Below are 26,544 nucleotides of genomic sequence, written 5' to 3'. Positions count from 1 at the left end.
CCGCAGCGGCTCGCGCCTTGACGGGTGCGAGCCGCGTTCCAGAGGCTTCGCCGCCTTGTGAAATGGAAAATATCAGCCATCCTTCCCCCGCCAGCCTTCGTGTTGCCGCCCTGGCGGTGCCACGGGCGAGGGTGATGTGCAAATCACACTTTAGAGGGATCAAGCACTACTACCTGCTGGCTATAGTCGGGCCAGGGGATTTTGAGGGACGGGGAATGCGCACGCAGCGCACCGACTAGCGGCCTGCCAGCACTGGCGTCGATCGGCCCGTTTCTTTGAAGGACTCACTGCCATAAAAATAAAGTACATGGAGTAGCGTCGATGACATCAGTAAATCTGTTCTGGCGCCGGGCGAAACTGCCCCTGGCCGTCAGCCTCGCTTCTACGCTTGCAAGTCCTGCATTCGCGGTCAGTTTCAATATCGGCGAGATCGAGGGGAGCTTCGACTCGGCGCTGTCGGTCGGCGCAAGCTGGTCAACCGAGAAAGCGAACAAGAACCTGATCGGGGTGAACAACGGCGGCCATGGCCTGTCGCAGACCTCTGACGACGGTCACCTGAACTTCAAGCGCGGTGAGACCTTCTCGAAGATCTTCAAGGGCATCCACGACCTCGAACTGAAGTACGGCGATACCGGCGTCTTCGTTCGCGGCAAGTACTGGTACGACTTCGAACTGAAGGACGAAAGCCGCGAATTCAAGGACATCAGCGACTCCAACCGCAAGGAAGGCGCCCAGTCCTCCGGCGGGCAGATTCTCGACGCCTTCATCTACCACAACTACTCCATCGCCGATCAGCCGGGCTCGGTGCGCCTGGGCAAGCAGGTGGTGAGCTGGGGTGAAAGTACCTTCATCGGTGGCGGCATCAACTCCATCAACCCGATCGACGTGTCCGCATTCCGTCGTCCGGGGGCCGAGGTCAAGGAAGGCCTGATCCCGGTCAACATGTTCTACGTGTCCCAGAGCCTGACCGACAACCTGTCGGCCGAGGCCTTCTACCAGCTGGAGTGGGACCAGACCGTAGTGGACAACTGCGGTACCTTCTTCTCCCAGCCAGACGTGATCGCCGACGGTTGCAACAACAACCTGGCGGTACTGGCCAAAAACTCGAGCATCGCCTCCCCAGCCGTGCGCAATGCGCTGGCCCAGCTCGGCGTGACCCATGGCTCGCCTGACGAAGGCGTGATCGTGCGGCGTGATCCCGACCGCGATGCACGCGATGGCGGTCAGTTCGGCGTTGCCTTCCGCTACATGTACGATCCGCTGGCCACCGAGTTCGGTGCCTACTTCATGAACTACCACAGCCGCGCGCCGATCTTCAGCGGCAAGGGCGGTCCGGCCAGTGCTTACAGTGCCGCCGGGCTCGTCGGCAGGCTGATGGCCAACGGCCTGAGCCAGGCCCAGGCCGTGGCGTTGGCGCCTACCCTGCTGCCTCTGGTGGTGGCGGGCAACTCCAGCTACTACGTCGAATATCCGGAAGACATCCGTCTGTACGGCCTGAGCTTCTCCACCACGCTGCCCACCGGCACCGCGTGGAGCGGGGAAATCAGCTACCGGCCAAACGCCCCGGTGCAGCTCAACACCACCGATATCCTGTTCTCCGGCCTGACCCCGCTGGACCCGACCGCATCGGTCCTGCAAGGCCGTCCAGGCCAGGACCAGCCGGGCTATCGCCGCAAGGAAATCACCCAGCTGCAAACCACCTTCACGCACTTCTTCGACCAGGTCATGGGCGCCAGTCGCCTGACCCTCGTGGGTGAAGTTGGCTGGACCCACGTCGGTGGCCTGGAAAGCACTTCCAAGGCTCGCTACGGTCGTGACCCGGTGTATGGTCCTGGCCCGTTGCCCAACGGTCGCTGCACGTCGCTCAACGCCAGCACCCTGGCCGGCGGCCCGCAGAACAACCTGACCCGCTACTGCGAGAACGACGGCTTCACCACCTCCGATTCCTGGGGCTACCGTGCTCGCGCCATCTGGGATTATCCGGACGTATTCGCCGGTGTGAACCTCAAGCCGAGCGTGGCCTGGTCCCACGACGTCAAGGGTTACTCGCCAGGTCCGGGCGCCAACTTCGAGGAGGGTCGCAAGGCCGTCAGCCTCGGTGTCGATGCCGACTACCTCAACACCTACACCGCCAGCCTGTCGTACACCAACTTCTTCGACGGCAAGTACACCACCGTGGATGACCGCGACTTCGTCGCCCTCAGCTTCGGCGTGAACTTCTAAGCGCATTATTCAGGAAGAAGAACATGACCATGAAAAGCACCAAGACTTTGCTCAAAGCCGGCGTACTGGGCCTGTCCCTGCTGGCGAGCAGCGTGATGGCGGCGGTGTCCGCCGATGAAGCCGCCAAGCTGGGCAGCAGCCTGACCCCGATGGGCGCGGAAAAAGCCGGTAACGCCGATGGTTCCATCGGCCCCTGGGAGCCGCTGTCGAAGACCGCTGGCTCCGTCGATGCCCGCGGCTTCCTCTCCGATCCGTATGCGGCCGACAAGCCGCTGTTCACCATCACCGCGCAGAACGTCGACCAGTACAAGGACAAGTTGTCCCCGGGCCAGGTCGCGATGTTCAAGCGCTACCCTGAGACCTTCAAGATCCCGGTGTACAAGACCCACCGCGGCGCCACCGTGCCTGCCGACGTCTTCGCCGCGATCAAGAAGAACGCCACCGAGACCACCCTGGTGGAGGGCGGCAACGGCCTGAACAACTTCCAGGTCGCCGTACCATTCCCGATTCCGAAAAGCGGCGTCGAGGTCATCTGGAACCACATCACCCGCTATCGCGGGGGCAGCGTGACCCGCCTGGTGACCCAGGCCACGCCGCAGCAGAATGGCAGCTACAGCCTGGTGTACTTCCAGGACCAGTTCGTCTTCCGCGACCGGATGAAGGACTTCAACCCGCAGGATCCGGGCAACGTGCTGTTCTACTTCAAGCAGGAAGTCACCGCGCCGGCACGCCTGGCCGGTAGCGTGCTGCTGGTGCACGAGACCCTCGACCAGGTCAAGGAACCGCGCAAGGCATGGGTCTACAACGCCGGCCAGCGTCGCGTGCGCCTGGCGCCGCAGGTGTCCTACGACGGTCCGGGTACCGCGGCCGACGGCCTGCGTACCTCCGACAACCTCGACATGTACAACGGCGCGCCGGATCGCTACGACTGGAAGCTGGAAGGCAAGAAGGAGATGTACATCGCCTCCAACAGCTACAAGCTGGATTCGCCGACCCTGAAGTACGCCGACATCATCAAGGCGGGCCACATCAACCAGGACCTCACCCGTTACGAACTGCGCCGCGTGTGGCACGTGGTGGCGACCCTGAAACCGGGCCAGCGCCACATCTACGCCAAGCGTGACTTCTATATCGACGAGGACACCTGGCAAGCGGCGGTGATCGACCAGTACGACGGTCGCAACCAGCTGTGGCGGGTATCCGAGGCCCACGCCCAGGACTACTACAACGTCCAGGTACCGTGGTACACCCTGGAAGCCATCTATGACCTGCAGTCCGGTCGTTACCTGGCCCTTGGCATGAAGAACGAGGAAAAACGTTCCTACGACTTCGGCTTCACCGCATCCAAGGCCGACTTCCAGCCGGCAGCCCTGCGTCAGTCGGGTGTGCGTTAAGGCTTGAGCGACTCCGTGTGATCCCCCAGAACGCCCCGGCTTGCCGGGGCGTTCTGATTTTCGGAATACACCCCATCAGAAAAATCCCTTCGACATCTCGGATAACGCCATCCGACGTATCATCCATTGCCTCCAGTCAATGTCGTTCTTGTTGCTTCTTGTTGTAGTCTTTTTTTGCTTACCTGCGGCAATCGCCTTCAAATGTGCCGGTTAAACCGCTAGTCTGCGGCAATCCCTGTCGCCGAGAGTTTCCCAGGAAAGGGCCGGCCATGACCGATCTGTCCAGCACGCAAGGGTTCACCAGCCAGACCGTGTCCGCGCTGGAAGGACGCTTCTACCGGCCACCGCTGCCCGACGGGCATGTGCCGCGGGCGCGCCTTTGCCAGCGTTTGCAGGCCGGGCTCGGCGGACGCCTGTTGCTGGTCAACGCCCCGGCCGGGTTCGGCAAGAGTTCCCTGGCGGTAGAGTTCTGCCAGGGCCTGCCCGCGCAGTGGCGCAGCCTGTGGCTGGGCCTGAGCAAGCGTGATGCCGATCCCGGTCGTTTCCTGGAGCGCCTGCTCGAAGGCCTGCAACAGCATTGTCCGGGCCTTGGCGCCCAGGCCCTCGGCCTGCTGAAGATGCGCCAGCGCCACCAGCCGTTCGCCTTCGAGGAATGGCTCGACGGCCTGCTCGACGAACTGGCGGTGCACCTGCACAACGGCGCGCCGATCCTACTGGTGCTGGACGACTACCACCTGGCCCAGGGGCCGGTGCTCGACCGCTGCCTGCAGTTCTTCCTCAATCACCTGCCGACCGGGCTGGTGCTGCTGGTCACCAGCCGCCTGCGCCCGGACTGGCACCTGGCGCGCCTGCGCCTGTCGCGACAGTTGCTGGAGCTGACCGAACAGGACCTGCGCCTGACCCCCGACGAATCCTTCGCAGTGCTCGGCCAGCACCCTTCGGCACTGCGTGGCCAGGCCCTGGACAACCTGGTCCAGCGCAGCGACGGCTGGGTCGCCGGCCTGCGCTTCTGGCTGCTCGCGGCCATCGAGTCCGGGGCCGACAGCGCCTTGCCCCAGGCCCTGCACGGTGGCGAAGGGCTGATCCGCGACTACCTGCTGGAAGAAGTCATCGACTGCCTGCCGCCCGAGGTGCAGGCCTTCCTCAACGACACCGCCTGCCAGGACCGCTTCTGCGCCGACCTCTGCGACGCCCTGCGGGAAAGCCACGACAGCGGCGAGATTCTGCGTTTCCTGCAATCGCACCAGGTGTTCCTCGTGCCGCTGGACGAGCACGGCTACTGGTTCCGCTATCACCACCTGTTCTCCGACCTGCTGCGCACCCGCCAGGCCAGCCTGCCACTGTCCAGCCTGCACTTGCGGGCCTGCCGCTGGTTCCATGGCCAGGGCCTGCTCGACGAGGCGGTGGAGCAGGCATTGCGCGCCGGGCACCTCGACGTGGCGGCCAACCTGGTGCAGAACCTCTCCGAGGAACAACTGCTGGCGGAACAGAACGTCGGCATGCTGCTGCGCTGGAAGATGGACCTGCCCGACAGCCTGCTGATCAGCACGCCGCGGCTGATCGTGCTGTACAGCTGGGCCTTGGGCCTGGCTTGCCAGCTGGACGCGGCGGAGGAGCTGGCCAGCCATCTCAGCCGTTTCCTGCCGGCGCCCTCGGCCACCGCACAGAAGTCCATGCTGGCCCAGTGGCTGGCGCTGAGCGGGATCATCGCCCGTGGTCGCGGCGACCGCGAGCGCACCCGCTCGTACTGCGAGCAGGCCCTGCAGAGCCTGCCGCACAAACGTTACGGGCAGCGCCTGATGTGCCTCTCGACCCTGTCCAACCTGGCCATCGCCGATGCCGATTTCTGGCGCGCCCGTGGCTGGAACCGCGAGGCCCTGGAGCTGGCCCAGCGGGTCGGCAACCCGTTGTTCGAAGCCCTGGCCCACTACGACCGCGCGCGGGTGCTGCATGCCCGCGGCGAAGTGCTGCGGGCCATGGACGAGGTGCGCCAGGGGCTGCACCGCCTGCGCGGATTGTCGTCCCAGCGACTCTATGCGGTGCGGGCGCGGCTGATGCTCTATGAAGGCTATCTGCTGGTGGGTCGCCTGCAGGCGGACGCTGGCCGCAGCCGCCTGCGTGCCGGCCTGATCGAAGCGCGCGCCTGTCGCGATATCAGCGTGCTCATTGGCCATTGCGCCCTGGCCACCCTGGACGGACGCGAAGGGCGTTTCGCCGAAGCTTTCGCCGAACTGGCCGAGGCCGAGCGGCTGATGCATATCTGGGACGTGCCGCCGATCTTCTACCTGGCCATGATCACCCTGGTGAAGTGCGAGCTGTGGCTGGCCCAAGGGCGCAACGACCTCGCCGAGTCCTGGCTGCTGCGCCTGAGCCAGACCTATGGCGGACAACAGGCTGCGGCGGCGCCGGAGTTCCACCCGTTGCTGCCGTTGCATATCGAGTTGCAGCAGGCGCTGCTGGAGCAGGCCCAGGGGCGTGCCGCCCAGGCCGGGCAGCGGCTGCAGGCGCTGGTCAATCGCGGCCAGGCCAGTGGCGGCCAGTTACTGTGCGTCAACGCCCTGTGCCAGGCGGTCGGCCTGGCATTGGCGCTGGGCGACCAGCCGGAGGCACGCGAGCGGCTCGCCCTGGCGCTCGATGCCGCGCGGGGCGGGGCCTTGCAACCCTTCCAGCGCCTGCTCAACGAACATCCCGAATGGCTGCGCGAACAGCTCCAGGCCCAGCCGTCGAGCACCATCCAGGCCAGCCTGCTGGCCTTGCTTCCCGCCCAGGAAAGTGCCAGCGCGGAAACCCTCAGCGTGCGCGAACACGCCGTGCTCAAGCTGATCGCCCAAGGCTGCTCCAACCAGGAAATCAGCGAGCAGCTGTTCATTTCCCTGCATACCGTGAAGACCCACGCCAGCCATATCAACAGCAAGCTCGGCGTGGAGCGGCGCACCCAGGCAGTGGCCCGAGCCAAGTCGCTGGGGCTTTTGTAACGGCGTTATACTCGCAAGCCTGTTGGCCCTGTTGCCGGCACAGGGAAGTGTTACCAACGGAATCTGGCGCAGGTCTTGCTTGTATCGGATAACCGATCCGGAGCCGCCGATGAGCACAATAAAAACAGCCCCGACCTCGAACCCCCGTCTTGCCCGCGAACGCCTGTCCGTCGAGGGCCAGTTGCCCGACGGTTTCCTGCGTGCCGAAATCGATGCCTCCTGGCGCCGCAGCCTCGGTCATGGGGTCACCGGTAACGCCGGCCAGGAAGTCGCCCTGACCTCCGCTGCCAGCCTCGACCTGCTGCTGGCCAGCAACCGCCCGCTGCTGGACGCCGCCAGCGCCGAACTCGACTACCTCGGCGCGCGCCAGGGCCAGGACAGCCTGATCATCCTCGCCAACGCCGACGCCACCATCCTCGCCATCCAGGGCGAATCCGGCGTACTCAGGCAGCGCGGCCTCGGCGACATCGCCCCCGGCACCTGCTGGAGCGAGGCGAGCCGTGGCACCAACGCCCTGGGCACCGCGTTGGTGGAAGCGCGCACGGTACAGATCGACTGCGGCGAACACTTCCTCGAACGCCTCAGCGATTTCTCCTGCACCTCGGTGCCGATCCACTGCCCGCAGGGCGAACTGTTCGGCGTCCTCGACCTGACCCGCCAGGGCCCCCTCGGCCGTCTCCACGACCGCACCGCGCTGCTGGCGATGGCAGTGATGCAGATCGAAAGCCGGCTGTTCATCAACAGCTTCCCCGAGCAGATCGTCCTGGCGTTCCACAGCCGTCGGCAGTACCTCGACTCCTGCTGGCAGGGCCTGCTGGCGGTGAGTCTCGACGGGCGCATCCTCGCCGCCAGCAACCAGGCCTGCCAGTTGCTGCATGGCGACCGCGCCAGCCTGGTCGGCCAGCGCTGCGACGGCCTGCTGGGGCAGCGCGTCGAGCAATGGCTGGCGCGCCTGCAGGCGGGCCAGGTCGACAGCATCGAGACCGCCAAGGGCGCCTTCCACTACAAGGCGCTGCACCTGCCGCAGCGCTCCATTGCCGTGTCGCTGCCGGCCACCGTCAGCCGGCCCACGCCAGCCTCGACCACGCCTTCGCTGGAAACCCTCGGCGCCGCCAGCAGCCGTTTCGCCCGGACCCTGCGCATGGCCCGCCAGGGCCTGGCCAGCGACCTGCCGGTGGTGCTGCTGGGCGAGACCGGCAGCGGCAAGGAAGTGGTGGCCCGCGCCCTGCACCACGACAGCGCCCGCGCCGGCAAGCCGTTCATCGCGGTGAACTGCGCGGCGATTCCCGAAGGCCTGATCGAGTCGGAACTGTTCGGCTATCGCGAGGGCGCCTTCACCGGATCGCGCCGCGGCGGCATGGTCGGGCGCCTGCAGCAGGCCCATGGCGGCACCTTGTTCCTCGACGAGGTCGGCGACATGCCGCTGGCCCTGCAGGCCCGGCTGCTGCGGGTCTTGCAGGAGCGCAAGGTGGCGCCGCTGGGGGCGGCGCAGGAGCAGGACCTGGATATCGCCCTGATCTGCGCCACCCACCGCGACCTCAAGCAGCAGGTGGCCGACCAGCAGTTCCGCGAAGACCTCTACTACCGTCTCAATGGCATCAGCGTGAAGCTGCCGGCCCTGCGCGAGCGCGACGACCTGCCGGCGCTGATCGACAGCCTGCTGGCCCGCCTCGGCGGTCACGGCGTGCGCCTGTCCGACGAGCTGGCGCGGTTGTTCGGCGCCTACCACTGGCCGGGCAACATCCGTCAGCTGGAGATGAACCTGCGCCTGCTGCTGGCGATGCGCGAGGACGGCGAACAGCTACTCGGCCTCGACCACCTGCCGGACAACCTGCTGGACGAACTGCGCAGCGGCGCGCCCCAGGCCAAGGCGGAAAACCTGCGGGACAACCAGCTGGAACTGATCCGCCAGGCACTCGACCGTCATCATGGCAATGCCACGGCCGCCGCCGCGGCCCTGGGCATCAGCCGCGCCACCCTGTACCGCAAGCTCAAGCAGATGACGTCGTGATCCAGCGTCTGCTCAGCCGCCTGATCGAGCATCAGGACCGGCCCGCCGTGCAGGACGCCCTGCACTGGCTGTACGGCTTCATCCGCCCGCACCGGCTGGCCATCGCCGGGTTGCTCGGCCTGTCGCTGTGCGCCACCGCGCTGGTGCTGGTGCAGCCCTGGCTGACCAAGCTGCTGATCGACGATGGCCTGCTGGCCAAGGACTTCCCCAAGCTGGCGCTGATCGCCGGCCTGATGATCCTCGCCGGCATCCTCGGCACCTTGTTGTCCGGCCTCAATCGCTACCTGCACACCCGCCTGTCCGGGCGCATCCTGTTCGCCCTGCGCGACGCCCTGTATCGCCACCTGCAACGGCTGTCGCCGAGCTTCTACGGCCAGCGCCGCCTTGGCGACCTGATGTCGCGGCTGGACGGCGACGTGGCCGAGATCCAGCGCTTCGCCGTGGACTCGCTGTTCTCCGCGGTGTCCAGCGTGATCGGCCTGGTCTGTGCCCTGGGCATGCTGCTGATGCTGTCCTGGCAACTGTCGCTGCTGGCGCTGCTGCTGATCCCGCTGGACGTGCTCTGGCTGCGCTGGATGCGGCGCAAGGTGGAGCGCGAGGTGCGCCAGTTGCGCGAGCGCTCGGCAGATGTCTCGTCGTTCCTGGTGGAGACCCTGCCGGCGATGAAGTTCATCCAGGCCGCCGGCCAGCAGCAACGCGAGGCGCGGCGTCTCGACGGGCTGGGACAGGGCTACATGAGCCAGTTGCTGCGCCTGCAGGTCACCGAGTTCTTCACCCAGGCAGTGCCGGGTACCCTGACCTCGCTGTCCCGCGCCTGCGCCTTCCTCGTGGGGGGCTACTGGGTGGTGCAGGGCACCTGGCAGTTGGGGGCGCTGATTGCCTTCTCCACCTACCTCGGCATGGCGGTGGGGCCGGTGCAGAGCCTGCTCGGCCTGTATGTGGCGGTGCAGCGCATGAGCGTCAGCCTGGGCCGGGTCATGGAGTTGCGCGGGGTCGCGCCGGAGGTGGAAAGCCCGCAGCAAGCGACGCCGATGCCGGAGCGCGGTGACCTGGAATTGCACGGCGTGTGCTTCGCCCACCCGGGGCGGCCGCCGCTCTTGCAGCAGGTCGACGCGCAGATTCCCCATGGCTGCAAGGTGGCCCTGAGCGGCATGTCCGGCGCCGGCAAGTCGACCCTGATCGACCTGCTGCAACGCTTCTACGACCCCCAGGCCGGGCAGATCCTGCTGGGCGGCGTCGACCTGCGCGACCTCGATCTGCAGACCCTGCGCCAGCGCGTGGCGGTGGTCAGCCAGGACATCGTGCTGTTCCGTGGCAGCCTGGCCGACAACCTGGCCTACAGCGCGCCGGATGCCAGCCGCGAAGCCATCGCCGAGGTTGCCCGCCTGGCGCAACTCGACAGTCTCATCGCCAGCTTGCCGGAGGGCCTGGACAGCCCCTTGGGCGAGCGCGGCCAGCAATTGTCGGGCGGACAGAAACAACGTATCGCCATTGCCCGCGCATTGCTCCAGAATCCCCTGCTGCTGGTGCTGGATGAAGCCACCTCACAAGTCGATGAAGACACGGAGCGAGAAGTGATTGCCGCGATAGACCGATTGTTTGCCGAGCGGACCCGGATCCTGGTCAGCCACCGCCCCTCGACCCTGGCCAACGCCGACCTGCACCTGGTGCTGAGGGACGGCCAGTTGCGCGAGCGGGAGGCCGGGCATGTCTGAGGTGAGCATCGGCGTGGTGGACAGCGGTGGTCCCCTCGACCGCCTGGCCGGCGCCCAGCGTTTCCAGCTGGCGGCGGTCGGCGTCAGCGAACAGCCGGCGCGGGAGGATGCGCTGGGGCATGGTTCGGCGGTGGTCGAGCTGATCGCCGCCGGTGCTGGCGACCTGCCGATCCATGTTGCCCAGGTGTTCGACGAGCGCGGTGTGACCAGCGCCTTGCAGGTGGCTGCGGGCATCGAGTGGCTGGTGATGCGCGGCGTGCGCCTGATCAACCTCAGCCTCGGCCTGCGCGAGGATCGCCCGGCGCTGCGCGAGGCTTGCGCGGCGGCACAGAACGCCGGCGTGCTGATCTGCGCCTCGACCCCGGCCCAGGGCATGCCGGTGTATCCCGCCGCCTACCCGGGCGTGTTGCGCATCACCGGCGATGCCCGTTGCCAGCGCGACGAGTGGAGCTGGCTGGACAGCCCCCAGGCCGATTTCGGCGCCTGCGTGCGGGCCAAGGAAAGCCCGCTGTCGGGGGCCAGTTTTGGTTGTGCGGCGCTGACCGGGCATATCGCCGCCTTTCTTCGCGAGCAGCCCCATGCCAGCAATGCGCTGGTGATGGCCTGGCTGCTGCACAACGCCCATTACCGTGGCCGTGAATATCGGGGTCGTGCTTGAAATCTATTGTCGTACTGGGAGCCGGCCCGGCGGGCGCGGTGGTTGCCCTGGGTCTCAAACGGCTTGGCCATGAGGTTCGGGTCGTCAGCGAGTGGCGTCGTTTCGCTGCGCTGGAGGGTGTGTCGCAGCGGGTCCTGGAGGCGCTGCGCAGCAGCGGCCTGCAGCAGGCGCTGGCGGTGGCCGGCGAGCCTTCGCGGCGGCATGCGCGGTGGAACAGCGAGGCGCAGAGTCGCAACGTCGAGTTCCTGCTGGACCGCCCGCGTTTCGACCAGGGCCTGCGCGACGACCTGCGCAGCGCCGGGATCGAGGTGATCGAGGCGCGGGTGCTCGGCGTGCACGTCGAAGACGGTCGCAGCCTGATCGAACTAGACGGGGCGCCGTCCCTCAGTGCCGATTTCCATGTCGAAGCCCGCGGCCGCCAGGCGCCCCAGCACGACCGCTCCCAGGGACGCGCCGAGCGCGGGCCGGAAACCCTCAGCCTGCTCAACCGCTGGCAGGGCCCTCCGGGCAAGAGTGCCAGCGCGGTGGAAAGCCAGCCCGACGGCTGGGTGTGGATGGCCCGCCAGGCCGATGGCCGTTGCTACTGGCAGTGGACCCTGGACGTCGCCGCCACGGCCTTGCCGGACAAGGCCGCGCTGCTGGACTTCTGCCGTGAGAAGCGCTGGCAGTCGCCACTGGCCCGGGCATTCTTCGACACCGACCAGGAACAGGACCTGCAACTGCATGCCCGTAGCAGTACGGCGATCCTGGCGCCGCTGTGCGGCGGTGACAACTGGCTGCGGGTGGGGGATGCGGCGATGGCGGTGGATCCCCTGTCGGGCAACGGCATCTTCCAGTCGTTGTCTTCCGCCTTGCAGGCACCGGCGGTGATCAACACCCTTCTGACCCATCCCGAACGCCGCGAGCTGGCCCTGCGTTTCCACCAGCGGCGGGTCGAGCACCTGTTCTGGCGCTTTGCGCGGCTGGGGCGGGATTTCTACCTGGAAGAGCGGCGCTGGGCCGACGAGCCGTTCTGGCAGGCACGCCGACAGTGGCCGGATGCCGAGCCGGTGCATGCCACGGCGGATTTCTCCAGCCTGCGAATAGAACAGGCGCCAGTGCTGCGCGAGGGCCTGGTGGACCTGGCGCAGGTGGTGATCAGCCCCGATCAGCCATTGGGCATCTGGCACCTGAATGGAGTAGAGCTGGCGCCGCTGGTCAGCCGCTTGCGCGCTGAGCCGGCGGATCAGGTGCTGGCTGCGTTGAACCCCGAACAACAGCGCTACCTGCGTAGCTGGCTGCTGAGCCAGGGCTACCGCCCCTGAAGCCGAACGCGGACTTTGTGGGAGCGGGTAAACCCGCTCCCACAGGGGCCGCGTATGGTTCAGGTACCAGACGCCTGAAAATGGTGATCAGCCCCGATCAGCCACTGAGCATCTGGTACCTGAATGCTTCAGAGCTTGATCAACACCGACTTCAGCTCGGTGTAGTGCTCGATCGCCGCCGCGCCCATCTCGCGGCCGACGCCGGACATCTTGTAGCCGCCGAACGGCAGCGCCGGATCCAGCGCGCTGTGGCAGTTGACCCAGACCGAGCCGGACTTGATGCGCGGGATCATGCGGTGCACCGCACCCAGGTCGTTGGACCAGATGCTCGCACCCAACCCATACGGGCTGTCGTTGGCCAGGCGCAGTGCCTCGGCTTCGTCATCGAAAGGCATGGCCACCAGCACCGGCCCGAAGATTTCTTCCTGCACCAGCGGGTGTTTCTGGTCGACGTCGACGATCACCGTCGGCTTGACGAAGTAGCCCGGGCCGAACTGCTCGCCACCACAAGCGATGGTGGCGCCGCTGCCGCGCCCCTGCTCGATGTAGTCGAACACGCGCTTCTGCTGGCGCGCGGAAATCAGCGGGCCCATCTGCACGCTCGGGTCGAGGCCGTTGCCCAGCTTCATGGCGTTGGCGATGCCGGCGATATCCGCCACCACGTTGTCGAAGTGCTTGCGGTGCACATACAGGCGCGAGCCGGCGCAGCACACCTGGCCCTGGTTGAAGAAGATCGCCTGGGCCGCGCCGGCAGCCGCAGTGGCCAGGTCGGCGTCGGCCATGACGATGGTCGGTGACTTGCCGCCCAGCTCCAGGGTCACCCGGGTCATGTTGTCCATCGCGATCTTGCCGATGTGCTGGCCCACCGCGGTGGAGCCGGTGAAGGTCAGCTTGTCCACCCGAGGGTCCCGGGTCAGTGCATCGCCAGCGATCGCACCGGTGCCGGTGACGACGTTGAACACCCCGGCCGGGTAGCCGGCTTCCAGCACCAGCTCCGCCAGTTTCAGCGCGCTCAACGGCGTCTCGTCGGCGGGCTTGAGCACCACGCTGCAACCGGTGGCGAGGGCCGGGCCGAGCTTCCAGCAAGCCAATAGCAGAGGGAAGTTCCAGGCCACGATGGCGCCCACCACGCCCACCGCTTCACGCCGGATGAAACCGTGGAACTGGTCGGCAGGCATCAGCGGCAGCGAGACGTCGACGGTGTGGCCCTCGACCTTGGTCGCCCAGCCGGCCATGTAGCGCAGGAAGTCGATGGACAACTGCACGTCCATGACCTTGGCCACCACCGCGCTCTTGCCGTTGTTCAGGCATTCCAGCTGGGCCAGGATCTCGGCGTCGCGCTCCATCAGGTCGGCGAGTTTCCACAGCAGGTTCTGCCGCTCCCGCGGGCGGGTGCGACTCCAGGCCGAGTCATCGAAGGCCTGGCGCGCGGCGGCCACGGCCCGGGCGACATCGGCGGGCGTCGCCGCCGGCACCTGGCACAGCACCTCGCCGGTGGCCGGGTTGCGCAGGGTCAGGCGTTCGCCGTCGGCGGCCTCGACCCAGTCATCGCCAATCAGCATGGTCGGCGCGCGTCGGATAAAGGCCTCGACGGCCGGGTGCAGGGGGGCAGGGGTGGACATGGGCAGACCTCGTTCTTGTGAGTGAATGCCGGGGCCATCGCAACGGCTGTGCCAAGGTCGCCGCTGCCATTGCGGGGCCGGTGAATCCGGGGGCGCGGGGCAGGTCCGACAAGCGCGCTGGTCGCCGCGCCCGTCGCAAAACGAGACAGCGGGCGAGACTGTCTCATGGGCCTGCGACAACTGTCTCAGCCTGTCTCATCTGTCGCGAAACGTGCCGCAAGGCGCGTCCTGCGTGGCCCGCAAGCCCCGTGAAACGGCGCTTTCGGCGTTTGGCACGCAATATGTATCGAGCCTTGCAAGCGGCCCTTCGGTGCGTGCTCTGCCCTGTGTGGCCGGCGGAAGGGACCTATAAGAGAAAGATACGAACAATAAAAAGAACCCCGTGGGAGGTCAGTCATCGATGAAGAGAACACTCAGGTTCGCCAGTGCCGGTGGTCTGCTGGCAGTGGCCGTCAGCCTTGCCTTGCAACCGCAGGTCAGCCAGGCCCGTGAGGGCCGTCAGATTCTGATGGAGACCTGCCAGGGTTGCCATCTGCCCGAGGGCAACGACGCCCTCAGCCGCATCAGCCACCAGCGCAAGACCCCGGAAGGCTGGCTGATGACCATCGGCCGCATGCAGACCATGCATCAACTGCAGATCAGCGACGAAGACCGTCGCACCCTGGTCAAGTACCTCGCCGATACCCAGGGCCTGGCGCCCAGCGAAACCGACGGCGTGCGCTACGCCCTCGAACGGCGGCTGAACACCGTCGAGCAGATCGAGGAACCCACCAAGCAGATGTGTTCGCGCTGCCACTCCGGCGCGCGTATTGCCCTGCAGCGGCGTCCGGCCCAGGAGTGGGAGCGGCTGGTCAACTTCCACCTCGGCCAATGGCCGTCGCTGGAGTACCAGGCGCTGTCCCGCGACCGCGACTGGTTCGACCTGGCGAAGAAGGACATGGTCCCGCTGTTGGCGCAGAAATACCCGCTGGACAGCAAGGCCTGGAGCGACTGGCAGAAATCCATGCCCAAGGCCGCGACCCTGGCTGGCGACTGGAGCTTCAGCGGCCATCTGCCGGGCAAGGGCGAGCTCAACGGGGTGATGAAGGTCAGCGCCGAGGACGGCGACCGCTTCAAGGTCAGCGTCGACGGCCAGTACGCCGATGGCTCGCCGTTCAAGGGCGAGGGCAGCGCGGTGCTGTACAGCGGCTATGAGTGGCGCGGCACGGTGGACATTGATGGCGTGAGCATGCGCCAGGTGTTCGCGGCCAATGACGGCCAACTGGTCGGTCGCATGTTCGACAAGACCCATGACGAACGCGGCCTCGATTTCACCGCGGCGCAGCAGGGCAAGGCACGCCTGCTGGCGGTGCAGCCGGGCTACGTGAAGGCCGGCAGCGAAAGCGAGCTGACCCTGGTGGGCAGCGGCCTGAGCGGTACGCCGTCGTTCGGCAAGGGCGTGGAAGTGCTGCAAGTGGTCGAGAACACCTCGCAGCGCATCAAGGTGCGGGTCAAGGTTGCCGCCGACGCCGCCAGCGGCCTGCAGGAGGTCAAGGTCGGCGCGCTGGGTGGCCAGCAACTGGCGCTGTACCGCGAGATCGCCGAAGTGAAGGTGGTGCCGGCGTTCTCGGTGGCACGGGTGGGTGACAACGGTGGCTCCACGCCGAAGGTCCAGGGGCGTTTCGACGCCGAGGCCTGGGGCCAGGGCAGCGATGGCAAGGTCTACCGCATCGGCGTGTTCCCGGCCAGGTGGAAAGTCGAGCCCTTCGACGAACGCGCGCGTGAGGACGAGGACGTCAAGTTCGCCGGCGTGATGCAGGCCGACAGCGGCGTGTTCACCCCGGGCGATGCCGGGCCGAACCCGGCGCGCAAGATGTCGACCAACAACGCCGGCAACCTCAAGGTCATCGCCGCCGTTGACGACGGCGGCAAGGCGCGCACCGGCGAAGGCCAGATGATCGTGACCATCCAGCGCTGGAACAACCCGCCCATCCCGTGATCCGGCGGTGTGACCTGGCCATGTCCTTAGTTTTCGAGGAGGTTGTGATGGGTGCCATCCTGAACCTGGTAGAACGCAATCTGCATGAAGTGCGGGTCGACGATGCCCGCATGCTGTTCCATATCCCCAGCAGCTCGCTGTTCGCCAGCGATGCCCTGACCGGGGAAATCATCGACGCACTGCGCCGCGAAAGCTGTTCCAGCGATGCCCTGGTGCAGCGCCTGGCGGCGCGTTTCGACGGCGCGGAAATCAACGAGACGCTGCGCGAGCTGATCGCCCTGGAGCTGGTCAGCGACGGCTCGCCGCTGACCCCGGAAATCTCCGCCCGGCGGGTCGAGCGCACGGCGCTGAACACCGTGGTGCTCAACGTCAACACCGGCTGCAACCTGAGTTGCACCTACTGCTACAAGGAAGACCTGGACAAGCCCTCGGCGGGCAAGCGCATGGACGTCGAGACGGCGGTGGCCTCGGTGGAGATGCTGCTCAAGGAGTCGCCGGACGAGCCGGTGTACACCGTGGTGTTCTTCGGCGGCGAGCCGCTGAGCAACCGCAAGCTGATCGAATACATGGTCGACTACTGCGAGCGGCGTTTCAGCGAGGCGGGCAAGCGCGTGGAGTTCGTCATGACCACCAACGCCACCCTGCTCACCGAAGAGATCGTCGACTACCTCAATGCCCACCGCTTCGGGCTGTCGGTGAGCATCGACGGGCCGAAGACCGTGCACGACCGCAATCGCATCACCGTGGGCGGGCAGGGCACCTACGACGTGGTGCGGCGCAAGGCCGACATGCTGCTGTCGCGCTACGACAGTCGCCCGGTGGGCGCGCGGGTGACCCTGACCAAGGGCGTCACCGATATCGAGACCATCTGGAACCACCTGTTCAACGAGATGGGTTTCGCCGAGGTCGGGTTTGCCCCGGTGACCTCCGGCGATGTCAGCGCCTACAACCTCAGTGGCGAGGAACTGGTGGAGGTCTTCGCCAACATGAAGGCCCTCGGTCGGCGTTACCTGGAGGCGGCGCTGGAGCATCGCAACATCGGCTTCTCCAACCTGCACCAGTTGCTCACCGACATCCACGAAGGCCACAAGAAGGCGCTGCCCTGCGGCGCCGGCCTGAAGATGCTGGCGGTGGACCACAAGGGCGAGCTGAACCTCTGCCACCGCTTCACCGGCTCGTCGCTGCCGACCTTCGGCAACGTGCATAGCGGCGTGAAGCAGGTCGAGCTCAACGACTTTCTCTCCCAGCGCCTGGACCGCACCAACACCGGCTGCGACAGCTGTCGCATCCGCAACCTGTGCTCCGGCGGCTGCTACCACGAGAGCTACGCCCGCTACGGCGACCCGGCCCATCCGACCTACCACTATTGCGAACTGATGCGTGACTGGGTGGACTTCGGCATCGAAGTCTACAGCCGGATCATGGCCGAGAACCCGGCCTTCATCAGCCGCTACATCACCTCGCGCAAGGTGCACTGACATGAAACATCTCAAGCCGATCAACAACAAAGCGATCAAGCTGGACCAGGCCGCCGAGGAGAACCGCATCGAGGAAGTGGTGGCGATGAACTCGGTCGCCGGTTGCGCCTCGACCACCGACCCGGGCTGGGAAATCGACGCCTTCGGTGGCGTCTCGTCGCTGTGCCAGCCGATGGAGTCCGACCTCTACGGCTGCTCCGACCCTTGCTGGTGGCCGGCCCAGGTGCCGGACATGATGAGCACCTTCCCCGACTGGAACAAGGACGCACAGTCCTCCGGCGATGGCTGGCGCAACCTCGGGACCGTGTTCCCGGACGACAAATGAGCCCCCAGGCGAACAAGAAGAGGGATATCTCCATGCTGCATATCGCAACCCGCGGCCTGGCCGCCCTGGTGGCGCTCGGCGCGACCGCCGGCCTGGCCCAGGCCGCCGACGAAGGCAAGGCGCTGAAGGCTGGCCACGAGTACATGGCCGTCACCAACTACCCGAACAACCTGCACGTCATCGACCTCGGCAGCGACAAGCTGTACAAGACCTGCACCATGCCCGACGCCTTTGGCCCGGGCTCGGTGCAGATGTCGCCGGACCGGCGCATCGCCTACGTGCTCAACAACCACTACGCCGATATCTATGGCGTCGAGCTGGACAGCTGCAAGCAGGTGTTCCACGCCAGCATCACCCAGCAGCCGGGAGAAAAGGCGCGCTCGATGTTCTCCTTCACCGTCAGCCACGACGGCAAGGAAATCTACACCGTCGCCAACCCGACCAAGCTGTTCAGCGACCACTACGAAGTGCAACCGCCGCGGCTGGATGTCTACGGCACCGATGGCGGGCTGGATGCCAAGCCGCTGCGCAGCTTCCCGGCGCCGCGCCAGCTGACGATCATGCAGAGTGGTGACGACGGCACGTTGTACGTGGCCGGTCCCGATATCTACAAGGTCGACGTGAAGACCGGCAAGTTCGACGTCATCGTGCCGAGCCGCAACTGGAAGCGCCCCAACTACAGCGCGCCGGACGTGCTCTACGTATGGAACCAGCAGACCTGGCGGCATGAATTCTCGCTGCTCTACACAACGGCCAGGTTCACCGACGACAAGCAGGACCCGGCGACGGCGGAGAACCTGTATGGCTTCTTCAGCATCGACCTGAAGACCGGCAAGAGCCAGACCGTGGACTTCGGTCCGCTGACGGAAATCTACTTCAGCGGCATGCGCTCGCCGAAGGACCCGAACGTGGTGTACGGCGTGCTCAACCGCCTGGCCAAGTACGACATCAAGGAGAAGAAGCTGGTCAAGGCCGCAACCCTCGATCACTCGTACTACTGCGTGTCGATGAACAAGGCGGGGAGCAAGGTGTACCTGGCCGGGACCTACAACGACGTGGCGATCTTCGATGCCGACAGCTTGAAGCCGTTGGGCAAGATCCAGTTGCCGGGTGGGGATATGGCGATTACTACGGCGCAGGTGTTTGTGCGGTAGGCATGCTTGGCGGTCCCGGATTCGGGACCGCTTTCATTTCCTCGCTCCACCGTTCGTCTTAAATCTCGTTCCTGGATGAGCGGTGAGGATCGACATCAGTCTTACCTATACTGGCTATACGGGGTTTTGTAATACCCAGTCACCAGGACACCACGGGGACGGCAATTGACTAATTTGACCCGGGGTCGATAATCGCGGTCCTGCCTGGCTTCCAAGCCAACGTCATCATCACGGAGCTTTCCATGTCCCTCAAAGCGAATGCGCCTGCTTCTGCACTGTTTGTCGCAGCCCTCGCCTTGATCAGCGACTATGCTGCGCTCTCCGAACAACGTACCAGCGATCCCTCGCCAGTGGCTTACGCGAGCGAGTCCCCGGCCGTCCTCAAGCTCCGTTCAGTGATAGCGGCTCTGGCCAGCGGCTGGAACGATCTTGATACCCACTACGCGCGCAGCGTGGAAAAGATTGCCACCCTGACCTCGATCGACGAAGAACACTTCCTGCGCAATATGGAACTCCTCAAGGCGACCCGTCAGCTTGAGGAAGTACTGCGCGATTCGCCGGTTCCCTCTGCGCTGAGCAACGAACATGAGCAATTGCGCAGATCCGTTGCGAAGGTCAGAACCCGCCTGGCAACCATGGACGTGATGTACCGGCAGTTCTTCGTTCGTCCCGACGAGTTCCCAAGTCAGATAGAGCGTCAAGCCCTGCGGGACCTTGCGGACCACACCACGAAACGGATTGCGAAAATCGCCTGAGGGAACCAATGGCTTTCGAGGTTTCCTTCCATCCAGAAACATTCGAGGTCTTCTTTCTTCCTGTCGATGCCAGATACCCCGGCCTTTCGGAAACCTTGAAGGCTGAATTCATCCGGTACATCGAGTCGGATCGTTTGCATATTCCGGCGATCTTCGGGCGCGATGCGCCCTACACCCAGCCTGCCTCGGCGTTGCAGGCCTGCCTGATGCATATTCATGTACGCATTCCACCTGCCCGCTTTCGCCAGGGCGTAGCGCAGCGGGACCGGGTGTGCAGGAAAGGGCGTCCAGGGGAAGACGCCGCGCTGGTCTATGTTCCAGGTGAACTCTACGAAAACCGCATTCTGATATTGGCCTTCCTGTGGCCTGATGCCCACGGAAAGGCCCGTGATCGGGAAATCATGCGCTACCTGTCCAGGCTGGCCAACGAATGGCGATCGCAGAATTGACCCGTTGCCAAGCGTGGCTCAGTAAAACCGTCGCGGATCCGCCGTCCCCGCCAGGCTCGCCAGCTGCGTCAACGCAAACCTCAATTCATCCTCCCGGGTCGGCGACATCAGCACCACCCGCACCCCACGGCTGTCACCACTACGCTCCGCCTGGAACTGCGACCCGCTGAGAATCTTCACCCCCTGCGCCCGCGCCAGGGTGGCGAACTCATCCGCGCTCCATGGCTCCGGCAACTCCAGCCAGAGGTGATAGCTGTGTGGCTCGGCCTTCACCTTCAGGCCTGACAGCAGTTCACGCGCCATCGCCTGGCGCTTCGCCGCCGCTTCCCGTTGCAGCTTCACCAGCCGCTGGTCCAGTCCTTGCTCGATGATGTTGCTTGCCAACTGCGCGGTGAGCGGGGAGGGCATCCAGACGCTGCTGCGCACCATCGCGGTCAGACGCGAGAGCAGGCGCGGCGGGCTGTACAGATAGCCGATGCGTAGCGCCGGCAGCACCGATTTGGACAGGCTGGTGAGATACACAGAACGTTCCGGCGCATAGCTGGCCAGCGGCCGTAGCGTGGTATCGCTGGCGAGGAAGCCGTAGATGTCGTCATCGAGGATCAGGAAGTCGAATTCCTCGGCGATCGCGGCAATCTCCGCCCGTCGCTGGTGCGACATGGTCGCCGTGGTCGGGTTCTGGCACGTGGCGACACACACCAGCATCTTCGGTCGTTCGCGCTGGCAGAGTTCGCGCAACGAGGCCGGAACGATGCCTTCCTCGTCCATCTCCACCCCGCGCAGGCGCCGTTGCAGGCTGTGGGCCAGGGAAATGATCCCCGGGTAACACAGCGATTCGCAGAGGATCAGGTCATTGCTTTCGGTCAGCGCACTGATCGCCACCAGCAGGCCATGCTGGGCGCCGGCGGTGATCACCACCTGCTGCCAGACCGCATCCGGCAACCACTGCCGCAACCACTGCGCGCCCGCCTCGCGGTGCACCGGATGCCCGCCATCCGGCGCGTAGTCCAGGGCCTGGGCGAAGTCGGTGCCGTTGGCCAGCTCCACCAGTGCGCCGCGCAGCCAGGTGGAGGCGGTGTCGCTGGCTGGCTTAATGATCGACAGGTCAAGAAGCGGCGCGGCCACCGACAGGCTGCCCTGCTGCACCACCGGCTCCACGGCGATCGGCTCGGCCAGCGGCGTCGCCCGCACGTAGGTACCGCGTCCCACTTCCCCCTGCAACAACCCGCGCCGTTGCGCCTCGCCATAGGCGCGACTCACCGTGCCGGGGGTGACCTGCAGCGCCTGGGCCAGCTCGCGCAGGGTCGGCAGGCGTTCGCCCGGCTTGAGTGCGCCGCTGGCGATATCACGGCCCAGGGCGTCGGCGATGGACAGGTACACGGGTTGATTGAAGGCGTTGAGCAGGGGGACCCACATGGACGAACTACCGATGGAAACAAGTGCGCCGAGCCTATCACATCGCAGCAATCGGCCTGTGCCGTGGCGCAATCCTGATGGCGTGTTGACGGAGAGAATATTTCAAATTGTTTAATTGAGTCTATTGAATTGAGTCGATTGAGTCGAATAGATTTGAAATGAATCGAATCAATTTACTGCTTCGCTCCGGGAGAACTGCATGGAACACCTCAGGAAGGACCTTTCGCTGTCGGCGGTCGTCGCCGGTCTGATCGCCGTGATCATTTCCTACGCCGGCCCGCTGATCATCGTCTTCCAGGCCGCCCGCGAGGCGCAGCTGGCGCCGGCTGAGGTGTCGTCGTGGATCTGGGCGATTTCCATCGGTAGCGGTGTCACCGGCCTGTTGCTCAGCTGGCGCCTGCGCGCGCCGGTGATCACCGCCTGGTCGACGCCGGGGGCGGCGCTGCTGGTGTCGATGCTGCCGCAGGTGTCGCTGGCCGAGGCGGTCGGCGCCTACATCGTTGCCGCGCTGGTGATCGCCGTGGTCGGCCTCAGCGGCGCCTTTGATCGCCTGATGAGCCGCCTGCCCAGGGCCATCGCTGCCGCCATGCTGGCCGGCATCCTGTTCCGCTTCGGTGCCGAGCTGTTCACCTCGATCAAGCTGCAGCCGGCGCTGGTCCTGGCCATGTTCGCCAGCTACCTGCTGTTCAAGCGCCTGTCGCCGCGCTACGCGATTCTCTCGGTGCTGATCGTTGGTTGCGTGGTGGCCGGGTCGCTCGGGCAACTGAACGCCTCGGCGTTGACCCTGGCCCTGGCCGAGCCGAAGTTCACCGCACCGGCGTGGAGCTGGCATGCCATCATCAACATCGGCCTGCCCCTGGCGCTGGTCAGCCTGACCGGGCAATACGTGCCGGGCATGGCGGTGATGCGCAGCGCCGGCTACAGCACCCCGGCCCGGCCGATCCTCGCGGTCACCGCTCTCGGCTCCGTGCTGCTGGCGCCCTTCGGCTCCCATGGCTTCAACCTCGCCGCCATCACCGCAGCCATCTGCACCGGCCGCGAAGCCCACGAACAAGCGGGCAAGCGCTATGTCGCCGGGATCGCCTGCGGCCTGTTCTACATCCTCATGGGCACCTTCGGCGCGACCCTGGCCTCGGTGTTCGCCGCCTTGCCCCGTGAACTGATCGCCGCCCTCGCCGGGCTGGCCCTGTTCGGCGCGATCATGACCGGCCTGGCGGGCGCCATGGCCGACGAGAAACAGCGCGAGCCGGCGCTGATCACCTTCCTGGTGACGGCCTCGGGCATGAGCTTCCTCGGCCTGGCCGCGGCCTTCTGGGGCCTGATCTTCGGCCTGGTGGCGCACGCCGCGCTGAACTGGAGCCGCCAGCGCAAGGCTGCCGCCGCGAGCGTGGTTGCCAACTAGCGCACACCCGGGGCCGGAAAATTGGACGGCAATAGTGGCAATTCGCTATTTTAGTGCTGCTTTCCTCTTTCCGGCCCCGTTCCATGACCGCCTTCGACTGGCTCGCCCTTGGCACATCGCTGATGTTGCTGGTCCTGCTGCTGCGCGCCCGTCGCCGCGAACGGCAGCTGCGCGCGCGCCTGGCGGTGTGCCAGATCCGCCTCGACAACCAGCCGCAAAGCCCGCCTGCCTTCGCCCCCCGCGATGACAGCGAGCGCTACCAGCGCAGCCAGTATTTCGCCCGCATCGGCACCTGGGACTGGGACATCGACACCGAGACCCTGTACTGGTCCGACGCCATCTTCGGCATGTTCGGCTACCAGGTAGGCGAGATCACCCCCAGCTACGAGCGCTTCTGCAATGCCGTGCATCCCGATGACCGCGCCCAGGTGCGCGCCGGCGAGCTGCGCTGCATCGAGACCGGCGACAACCACGACGAGGAATACCGCGTGGTCTGGCCCGACGGCAGCATCCACTGGCTGCGCGAGACCGGCAATATCGTGTGCAACGCCGACGGCGTGGCGGTGAAGATGATCGGCGTGGTGCGCGAGATCACCGAGGAAAAGGCCTGGGCCAGCCAGCTCCAGCAACTGGCCCACAGCGACGCGCTGACCGGCCTGCCCAACCGACTGGTGCTTGAACACCGCCTGCTGCAGGCGCTGGAGCAGGCCCGGGAACACCAGGGCCGGGTGACCCTGGTGTTCCTCGACCTCAACGGCTTCAAGGCGATCAACGACCAGCATGGCCACGCCGTCGGCGATCGCGTGCTGGTGCTGATCGCCCGGCGGCTCAAGCAAATGCTACGTGCCGCCGATACCGTAGCGAGGATTGGCGGCGACGAGTTCGTCCTGGTCCTCGATGGCATGCCCGAGGGGGAGGGTGACGAGGCCGAGCTGCACACCCTGTGCCGCCGCCTGATCGACACCCTGGCCGAGCCGATCAGCCTGGCCGAAGGCATCCTGCAGGTGGGCAGCAGCCTGGGCGTGGCGGTATTCCCGCAGCACGCCACGGGCATGGATACGCTGCTCCACGCCGCTGACCTGGCGATGTATGAAGCCAAGCGCAGCGGCGACAATCAGTACCGGCTGGGAAGCCAAGGGTTGCTGGCGGTGGCCGACGGTCATGCCTGACCGGGGCGGCCTCGCGGGTTGCGCCGGGCCTGTTCGTGTGTCGTATGCGTTTCAATAATTTCCAGGACAGGTTTTGCGGATGCTGGTCTACAGCCAAAAGAGTTTTCTCATCGTCGATGACTTCACCGATTTCCGTACGTCGTTGCGTTCGATGTTGCGCGAGGCGGGGATCAAGGACGTCGACACCGCCGAGAGCGGCGAGACGGCGATCCGCATGTGCGGGCAGAAGCGCTACGACTTCATCCTGCACGATTTCCACATGGGCGATGGCAAGAAGAACGGCCAGCAGGTCCTCGAAGACCTGATGCTCGACAAGCTGATCAGCCACGAAGCGATCTTCGTCATGATCACCGCCGAGAGCAGCCAGGCCGTGGTTCTCAGCGCCCTCGAACACGAACCCGATGCCTACCTGACCAAGCCGTTCAACCGCCTCGGCCTGACCCAGCGCCTGGACAAGCTGGTGCAGCGCAAGACCCTGCTCAAGCCGATTCTCCAGGCCCTCGACCGCGGCAACCCGGCGCAAGTGCTGGTGGCCTGCGAGCAGTTGTGCAAGAAAGACCCGCGCTTCGCCCCGCTGTGCCTGCGCTACCGCGCCGATGCCATGGCCGCGCTGAACCGCCACGAAGAACTGGAACGTTTTCTCAAGGCCATCCTCGCCAACCGGCCGACGCCCTGGGCCTACTCGGCGCTGGGCAAGTTGCTGTTCAAGCGCAACCAGGTGAGCCAGGCCAAGGAGATCTACGAGCAGGCGATCAAGGCCTTCTCGATGATGCCGGGGCTGTACGACGGCCTCGCCGAGGTGCTGATGGCCAGCGGCGAAAACCGTCGCGCCCAGCACGTGCTGGAAGATGCCGTGCGCCTGTCGCCGCTGGCGGTGAAACGGCAGATGCTGCTGGGCAAGCTGGCCCTGGGCAATGCCGATTTCGACGGGGCCTCGAAGGCCTATCGCCAGGCCGTCAGCCAGGGCCAGAACTCGCGCTTCAAGGACCCGGAAAGCAACCTCGGCCTGGCCCAGGCGCTGATCCAGAAGAACGCCGGCAACGGCCTTGACGCGCGCACCCGGGTCGAGATCAACCAGGTGCTCGGCGATGTCGCCAAGCAGTACGCCGAAGACCAGGGCCTGCAGGTCCGCGCACGCCTGATCAAGGCCACCGGCGTGGCCCAGGCCGGTGATGCCGAGACCGCCGCCAAGCTCACCGAGGCCGCCATGGCGCGCCTGGAAACCATGGACCAGTTCTTCTCCGCCGAGGCGGCCCTGGCGGTCGCCGCCCAGCTCAAGCAACTGGGCCAGGAAGACGCCGGCAAGAACATCCTGAAGAACTGCGTCGAGGTCTACGGCGACGACAACGCCGTGATGCAGAGCATCGCCAAGCTCACCGACGACCCGGCCATCCTCGGCGCCGGCAACGAAGCCGTGGACCTCAATCGCCAGGGCGTGCGCAGCTACCAGGCCGGCCAGCTGGACGAAGCGCTGAACCTGTTCCGCAAGGCGTTGAAGCTGCAATCGAAGAACATCAGCATCGCCCTCAACACCGCCCAGGCCTTGTTGCGCGTGGGTGGGGAGAACCCGCCGGCGGCGGTGCTGCAGGAGTGTCGCGAGTGCCTGGCCAAGGTGGCCGGCATTCCCGACACCGATCCGCGCTATGAGCGCTACCGTAAATTGCGCATTCGCGCTGTGGGGTCATGATGTCCAGGGACAAGGAATCGGGGCTGGATTTTTCCACGGTGATCGCCTCCACCGTGCACGACATGAAGAACTCGCTGGCGATGCTCATGCAGGCGCACAGCCAGTGGCTGGCGCGCCTGCCGGAGGGGCATCAGCAGGCGCCGGAGCAGGTGGTGATCGAGCATGAGTTCGTCCACCTCAACGGCATGCTGGTGCAACTGCTCGGCCTCTACAAGCTGGGGATCAACCAGCTGCCGATGCTGCCCGACTACCACGATCTCGACGACTTCATCGGCGGTCTGCTCGCCGGCTACCAGGAGATCCTCGACAGCCGCGGCATCATCGCCCGCTACGAGATCGACGAAGCCACGCCGCTGGGCTTCTTCGACCGCGAGCTGGTGGGCTCGGTGATTTCCAACATCATCAACAACGCCACCCGCTATGCCGGGCATGCCCTGCTGGTGACCGTGCGCGAGGAGAACGAGGCGCTGGTGATCAGCGTCAACGACGACGGTGCCGGCTTCCCGGCAGCGATGATCGCCCAGCAGGACGAGTACGTGCAGGGCATCGAGCACAGCACTGCCAGCACCGGGCTGGGCCTGTATTTCGCCGCGCGCATCGCCGCGCTGCATGCGCGCAACGGCGTGCCGGGGCGGATCGAGATCGCCAATGGCGGGGCGCTGGGAGGCGGGCTGTTCAGGTTGTACCTGCCGTAACCGACCCTGTGGGAGCGGGGGTGGGGGGGGGGGGGGGGGGGGGGGGGGTGAGGGGGGGGGGGGGGGGGGGGGGGGGGGGGGGGGGGGGGGGGGGGGGGGCGCGGGGGGGGGGGGGGGGGGCGGGCGCGGGGGGG

Annotated in this window: 19 protein-coding genes; 17 read left to right on the top strand and 2 right to left on the bottom strand. The window is 66.0% G+C overall.

From position 1 onward, the window contains the following. The first annotated feature begins 321 nt into the window (after positions 1 to 321). The 7 genes from V0R59_RS10585 (at position 322) to qhpG (ending at position 12,280) form a co-directional block, all read left to right on the top strand. Positions 322 to 2,223 (top strand): DUF1302 domain-containing protein, encoded by a 1,902-nt coding sequence (locus V0R59_RS10585; RefSeq protein ID WP_330073796.1) that lies wholly within the window; start codon positions 322 to 324, stop codon positions 2,221 to 2,223. 29 nt (positions 2,224 to 2,252) lie between these two features. Next, positions 2,253 to 3,617 (top strand): DUF1329 domain-containing protein, encoded by a 1,365-nt coding sequence (locus V0R59_RS10580; RefSeq protein WP_330073963.1) that lies wholly within the window; start codon positions 2,253 to 2,255, stop codon positions 3,615 to 3,617. Between the two features lie 269 nt (positions 3,618 to 3,886). Next, entirely contained in the window at positions 3,887 to 6,592 is a 2,706-nt protein-coding gene (locus tag V0R59_RS10575) for a LuxR C-terminal-related transcriptional regulator (protein WP_330073795.1), read from the top strand. A 109-nt stretch (positions 6,593 to 6,701) separates the two neighbouring features. Continuing rightward, positions 6,702 to 8,603, top strand: coding sequence for a sigma-54-dependent Fis family transcriptional regulator (locus V0R59_RS10570; protein ID WP_330073794.1), 1,902 nt, complete (start codon positions 6,702 to 6,704; stop codon positions 8,601 to 8,603). Continuing rightward, positions 8,603 to 10,318: an ABC transporter ATP-binding protein gene (locus tag V0R59_RS10565; RefSeq protein WP_330073962.1), complete on the top strand. Its 1,716-nt coding sequence runs from the start codon at positions 8,603 to 8,605 to the stop codon at positions 10,316 to 10,318. Before V0R59_RS10570 ends, V0R59_RS10565 begins: the two co-directional genes overlap by 1 nt. Then, positions 10,311 to 10,976, top strand: a complete 666-nt coding sequence (gene qhpE / locus V0R59_RS10560) for a subtilisin-like serine protease QhpE (RefSeq protein WP_330073793.1) — start codon at positions 10,311 to 10,313, stop codon at positions 10,974 to 10,976. Before V0R59_RS10565 ends, qhpE begins: the two co-directional genes overlap by 8 nt. Beyond that, complete coding sequence (gene qhpG / locus V0R59_RS10555; RefSeq protein ID WP_330073792.1) at positions 10,973 to 12,280, top strand: flavin-dependent monooxygenase QhpG; 1,308 nt, start codon at positions 10,973 to 10,975, stop codon at positions 12,278 to 12,280. The genes qhpE and qhpG overlap by 4 nt, the downstream gene beginning before the upstream one ends. A 128-nt stretch (positions 12,281 to 12,408) precedes the next feature. Here the strand turns inward: qhpG and V0R59_RS10550 are convergent, their stop codons facing one another. Continuing rightward, the gene (locus V0R59_RS10550; RefSeq protein WP_330073791.1) at positions 12,409 to 13,902 is read right to left on the bottom strand and encodes an aldehyde dehydrogenase family protein; all 1,494 of its coding nucleotides are present in this window, start codon (positions 13,900 to 13,902) and stop codon (positions 12,409 to 12,411) included. Between the two features lie 400 nt (positions 13,903 to 14,302). On the opposite strand from V0R59_RS10550, the gene peaA reads away from it, so the two are divergent. The 6 genes from peaA to V0R59_RS10520 all read left to right on the top strand — a co-directional run bounded on the left by peaA (position 14,303) and on the right by V0R59_RS10520 (position 20,041). Further along, on the top strand, positions 14,303 to 15,880 hold the full coding sequence (gene peaA, locus V0R59_RS10545) for a quinohemoprotein amine dehydrogenase subunit alpha (protein WP_330073790.1): 1,578 nt from the start codon (positions 14,303 to 14,305) through the stop codon (positions 15,878 to 15,880). A 47-nt stretch (positions 15,881 to 15,927) separates the two neighbouring features. Next, positions 15,928 to 17,358 carry a quinohemoprotein amine dehydrogenase maturation protein gene (peaB, locus tag V0R59_RS10540; RefSeq protein WP_330073789.1) on the top strand — a complete coding sequence of 477 codons (1,431 nt, stop codon included), beginning with the start codon at positions 15,928 to 15,930 and terminating at the stop codon, positions 17,356 to 17,358. A gap of 1 nt (position 17,359) precedes the next feature. Beyond that, positions 17,360 to 17,683 carry a quinohemoprotein amine dehydrogenase subunit gamma gene (gene qhpC, locus V0R59_RS10535; RefSeq protein ID WP_330073788.1) on the top strand — a complete coding sequence of 108 codons (324 nt, stop codon included), beginning with the start codon at positions 17,360 to 17,362 and terminating at the stop codon, positions 17,681 to 17,683. Between the two features lie 32 nt (positions 17,684 to 17,715). Beyond that, positions 17,716 to 18,837 carry a quinohemoprotein amine dehydrogenase subunit beta gene (gene peaD, locus V0R59_RS10530; protein ID WP_330073787.1) on the top strand — a complete coding sequence of 374 codons (1,122 nt, stop codon included), beginning with the start codon at positions 17,716 to 17,718 and terminating at the stop codon, positions 18,835 to 18,837. 242 nt (positions 18,838 to 19,079) lie between these two features. Further along, entirely contained in the window at positions 19,080 to 19,592 is a 513-nt protein-coding gene (locus V0R59_RS10525) for a hypothetical protein (protein WP_330073786.1), read from the top strand. A gap of 8 nt (positions 19,593 to 19,600) precedes the next feature. Next, positions 19,601 to 20,041 (top strand): type II toxin-antitoxin system YafO family toxin, encoded by a 441-nt coding sequence (locus V0R59_RS10520; protein WP_330073785.1) that lies wholly within the window; start codon positions 19,601 to 19,603, stop codon positions 20,039 to 20,041. 18 nt (positions 20,042 to 20,059) lie between these two features. Here the strand turns inward: V0R59_RS10520 and V0R59_RS10515 are convergent, their stop codons facing one another. Then, on the bottom strand, positions 20,060 to 21,457 hold the full coding sequence (locus V0R59_RS10515) for an aminotransferase-like domain-containing protein (protein ID WP_330073784.1): 1,398 nt from the start codon (positions 21,455 to 21,457) through the stop codon (positions 20,060 to 20,062). Between the two features lie 199 nt (positions 21,458 to 21,656). On the opposite strand from V0R59_RS10515, the gene V0R59_RS10510 reads away from it, so the two are divergent. The 4 genes from V0R59_RS10510 (at position 21,657) to V0R59_RS10495 (ending at position 26,410) form a co-directional block, all read left to right on the top strand. Further along, the gene (locus tag V0R59_RS10510) at positions 21,657 to 22,859 is read left to right on the top strand and encodes a benzoate/H(+) symporter BenE family transporter (protein ID WP_330073783.1); all 1,203 of its coding nucleotides are present in this window, start codon (positions 21,657 to 21,659) and stop codon (positions 22,857 to 22,859) included. Positions 22,860 to 22,942: 83 nt separating this feature from the next. Continuing rightward, a complete protein-coding gene (locus V0R59_RS10505) occupies positions 22,943 to 24,028 on the top strand; it encodes a sensor domain-containing diguanylate cyclase (RefSeq protein ID WP_330073782.1) in 1,086 nt (361 codons plus the stop codon). Between the two features lie 79 nt (positions 24,029 to 24,107). Further along, positions 24,108 to 25,715: a response regulator gene (locus tag V0R59_RS10500; RefSeq protein WP_330073781.1), complete on the top strand. Its 1,608-nt coding sequence runs from the start codon at positions 24,108 to 24,110 to the stop codon at positions 25,713 to 25,715. Next, entirely contained in the window at positions 25,715 to 26,410 is a 696-nt protein-coding gene (locus V0R59_RS10495) for a sensor histidine kinase (RefSeq protein WP_330073780.1), read from the top strand. Before V0R59_RS10500 ends, V0R59_RS10495 begins: the two co-directional genes overlap by 1 nt. The last annotated feature ends 134 nt before the right edge of the window (positions 26,411 to 26,544 follow it).

The sequence above is a fragment of the Pseudomonas ulcerans genome, from assembly GCF_036324125.1.
Classification (GTDB): Bacteria; Pseudomonadota; Gammaproteobacteria; order Pseudomonadales; family Pseudomonadaceae; genus Aquipseudomonas; species Aquipseudomonas ulcerans.
Note: the sequence above shows the minus strand (reverse complement) of the source record. Positions and strands in the feature narration are given on the sequence as shown.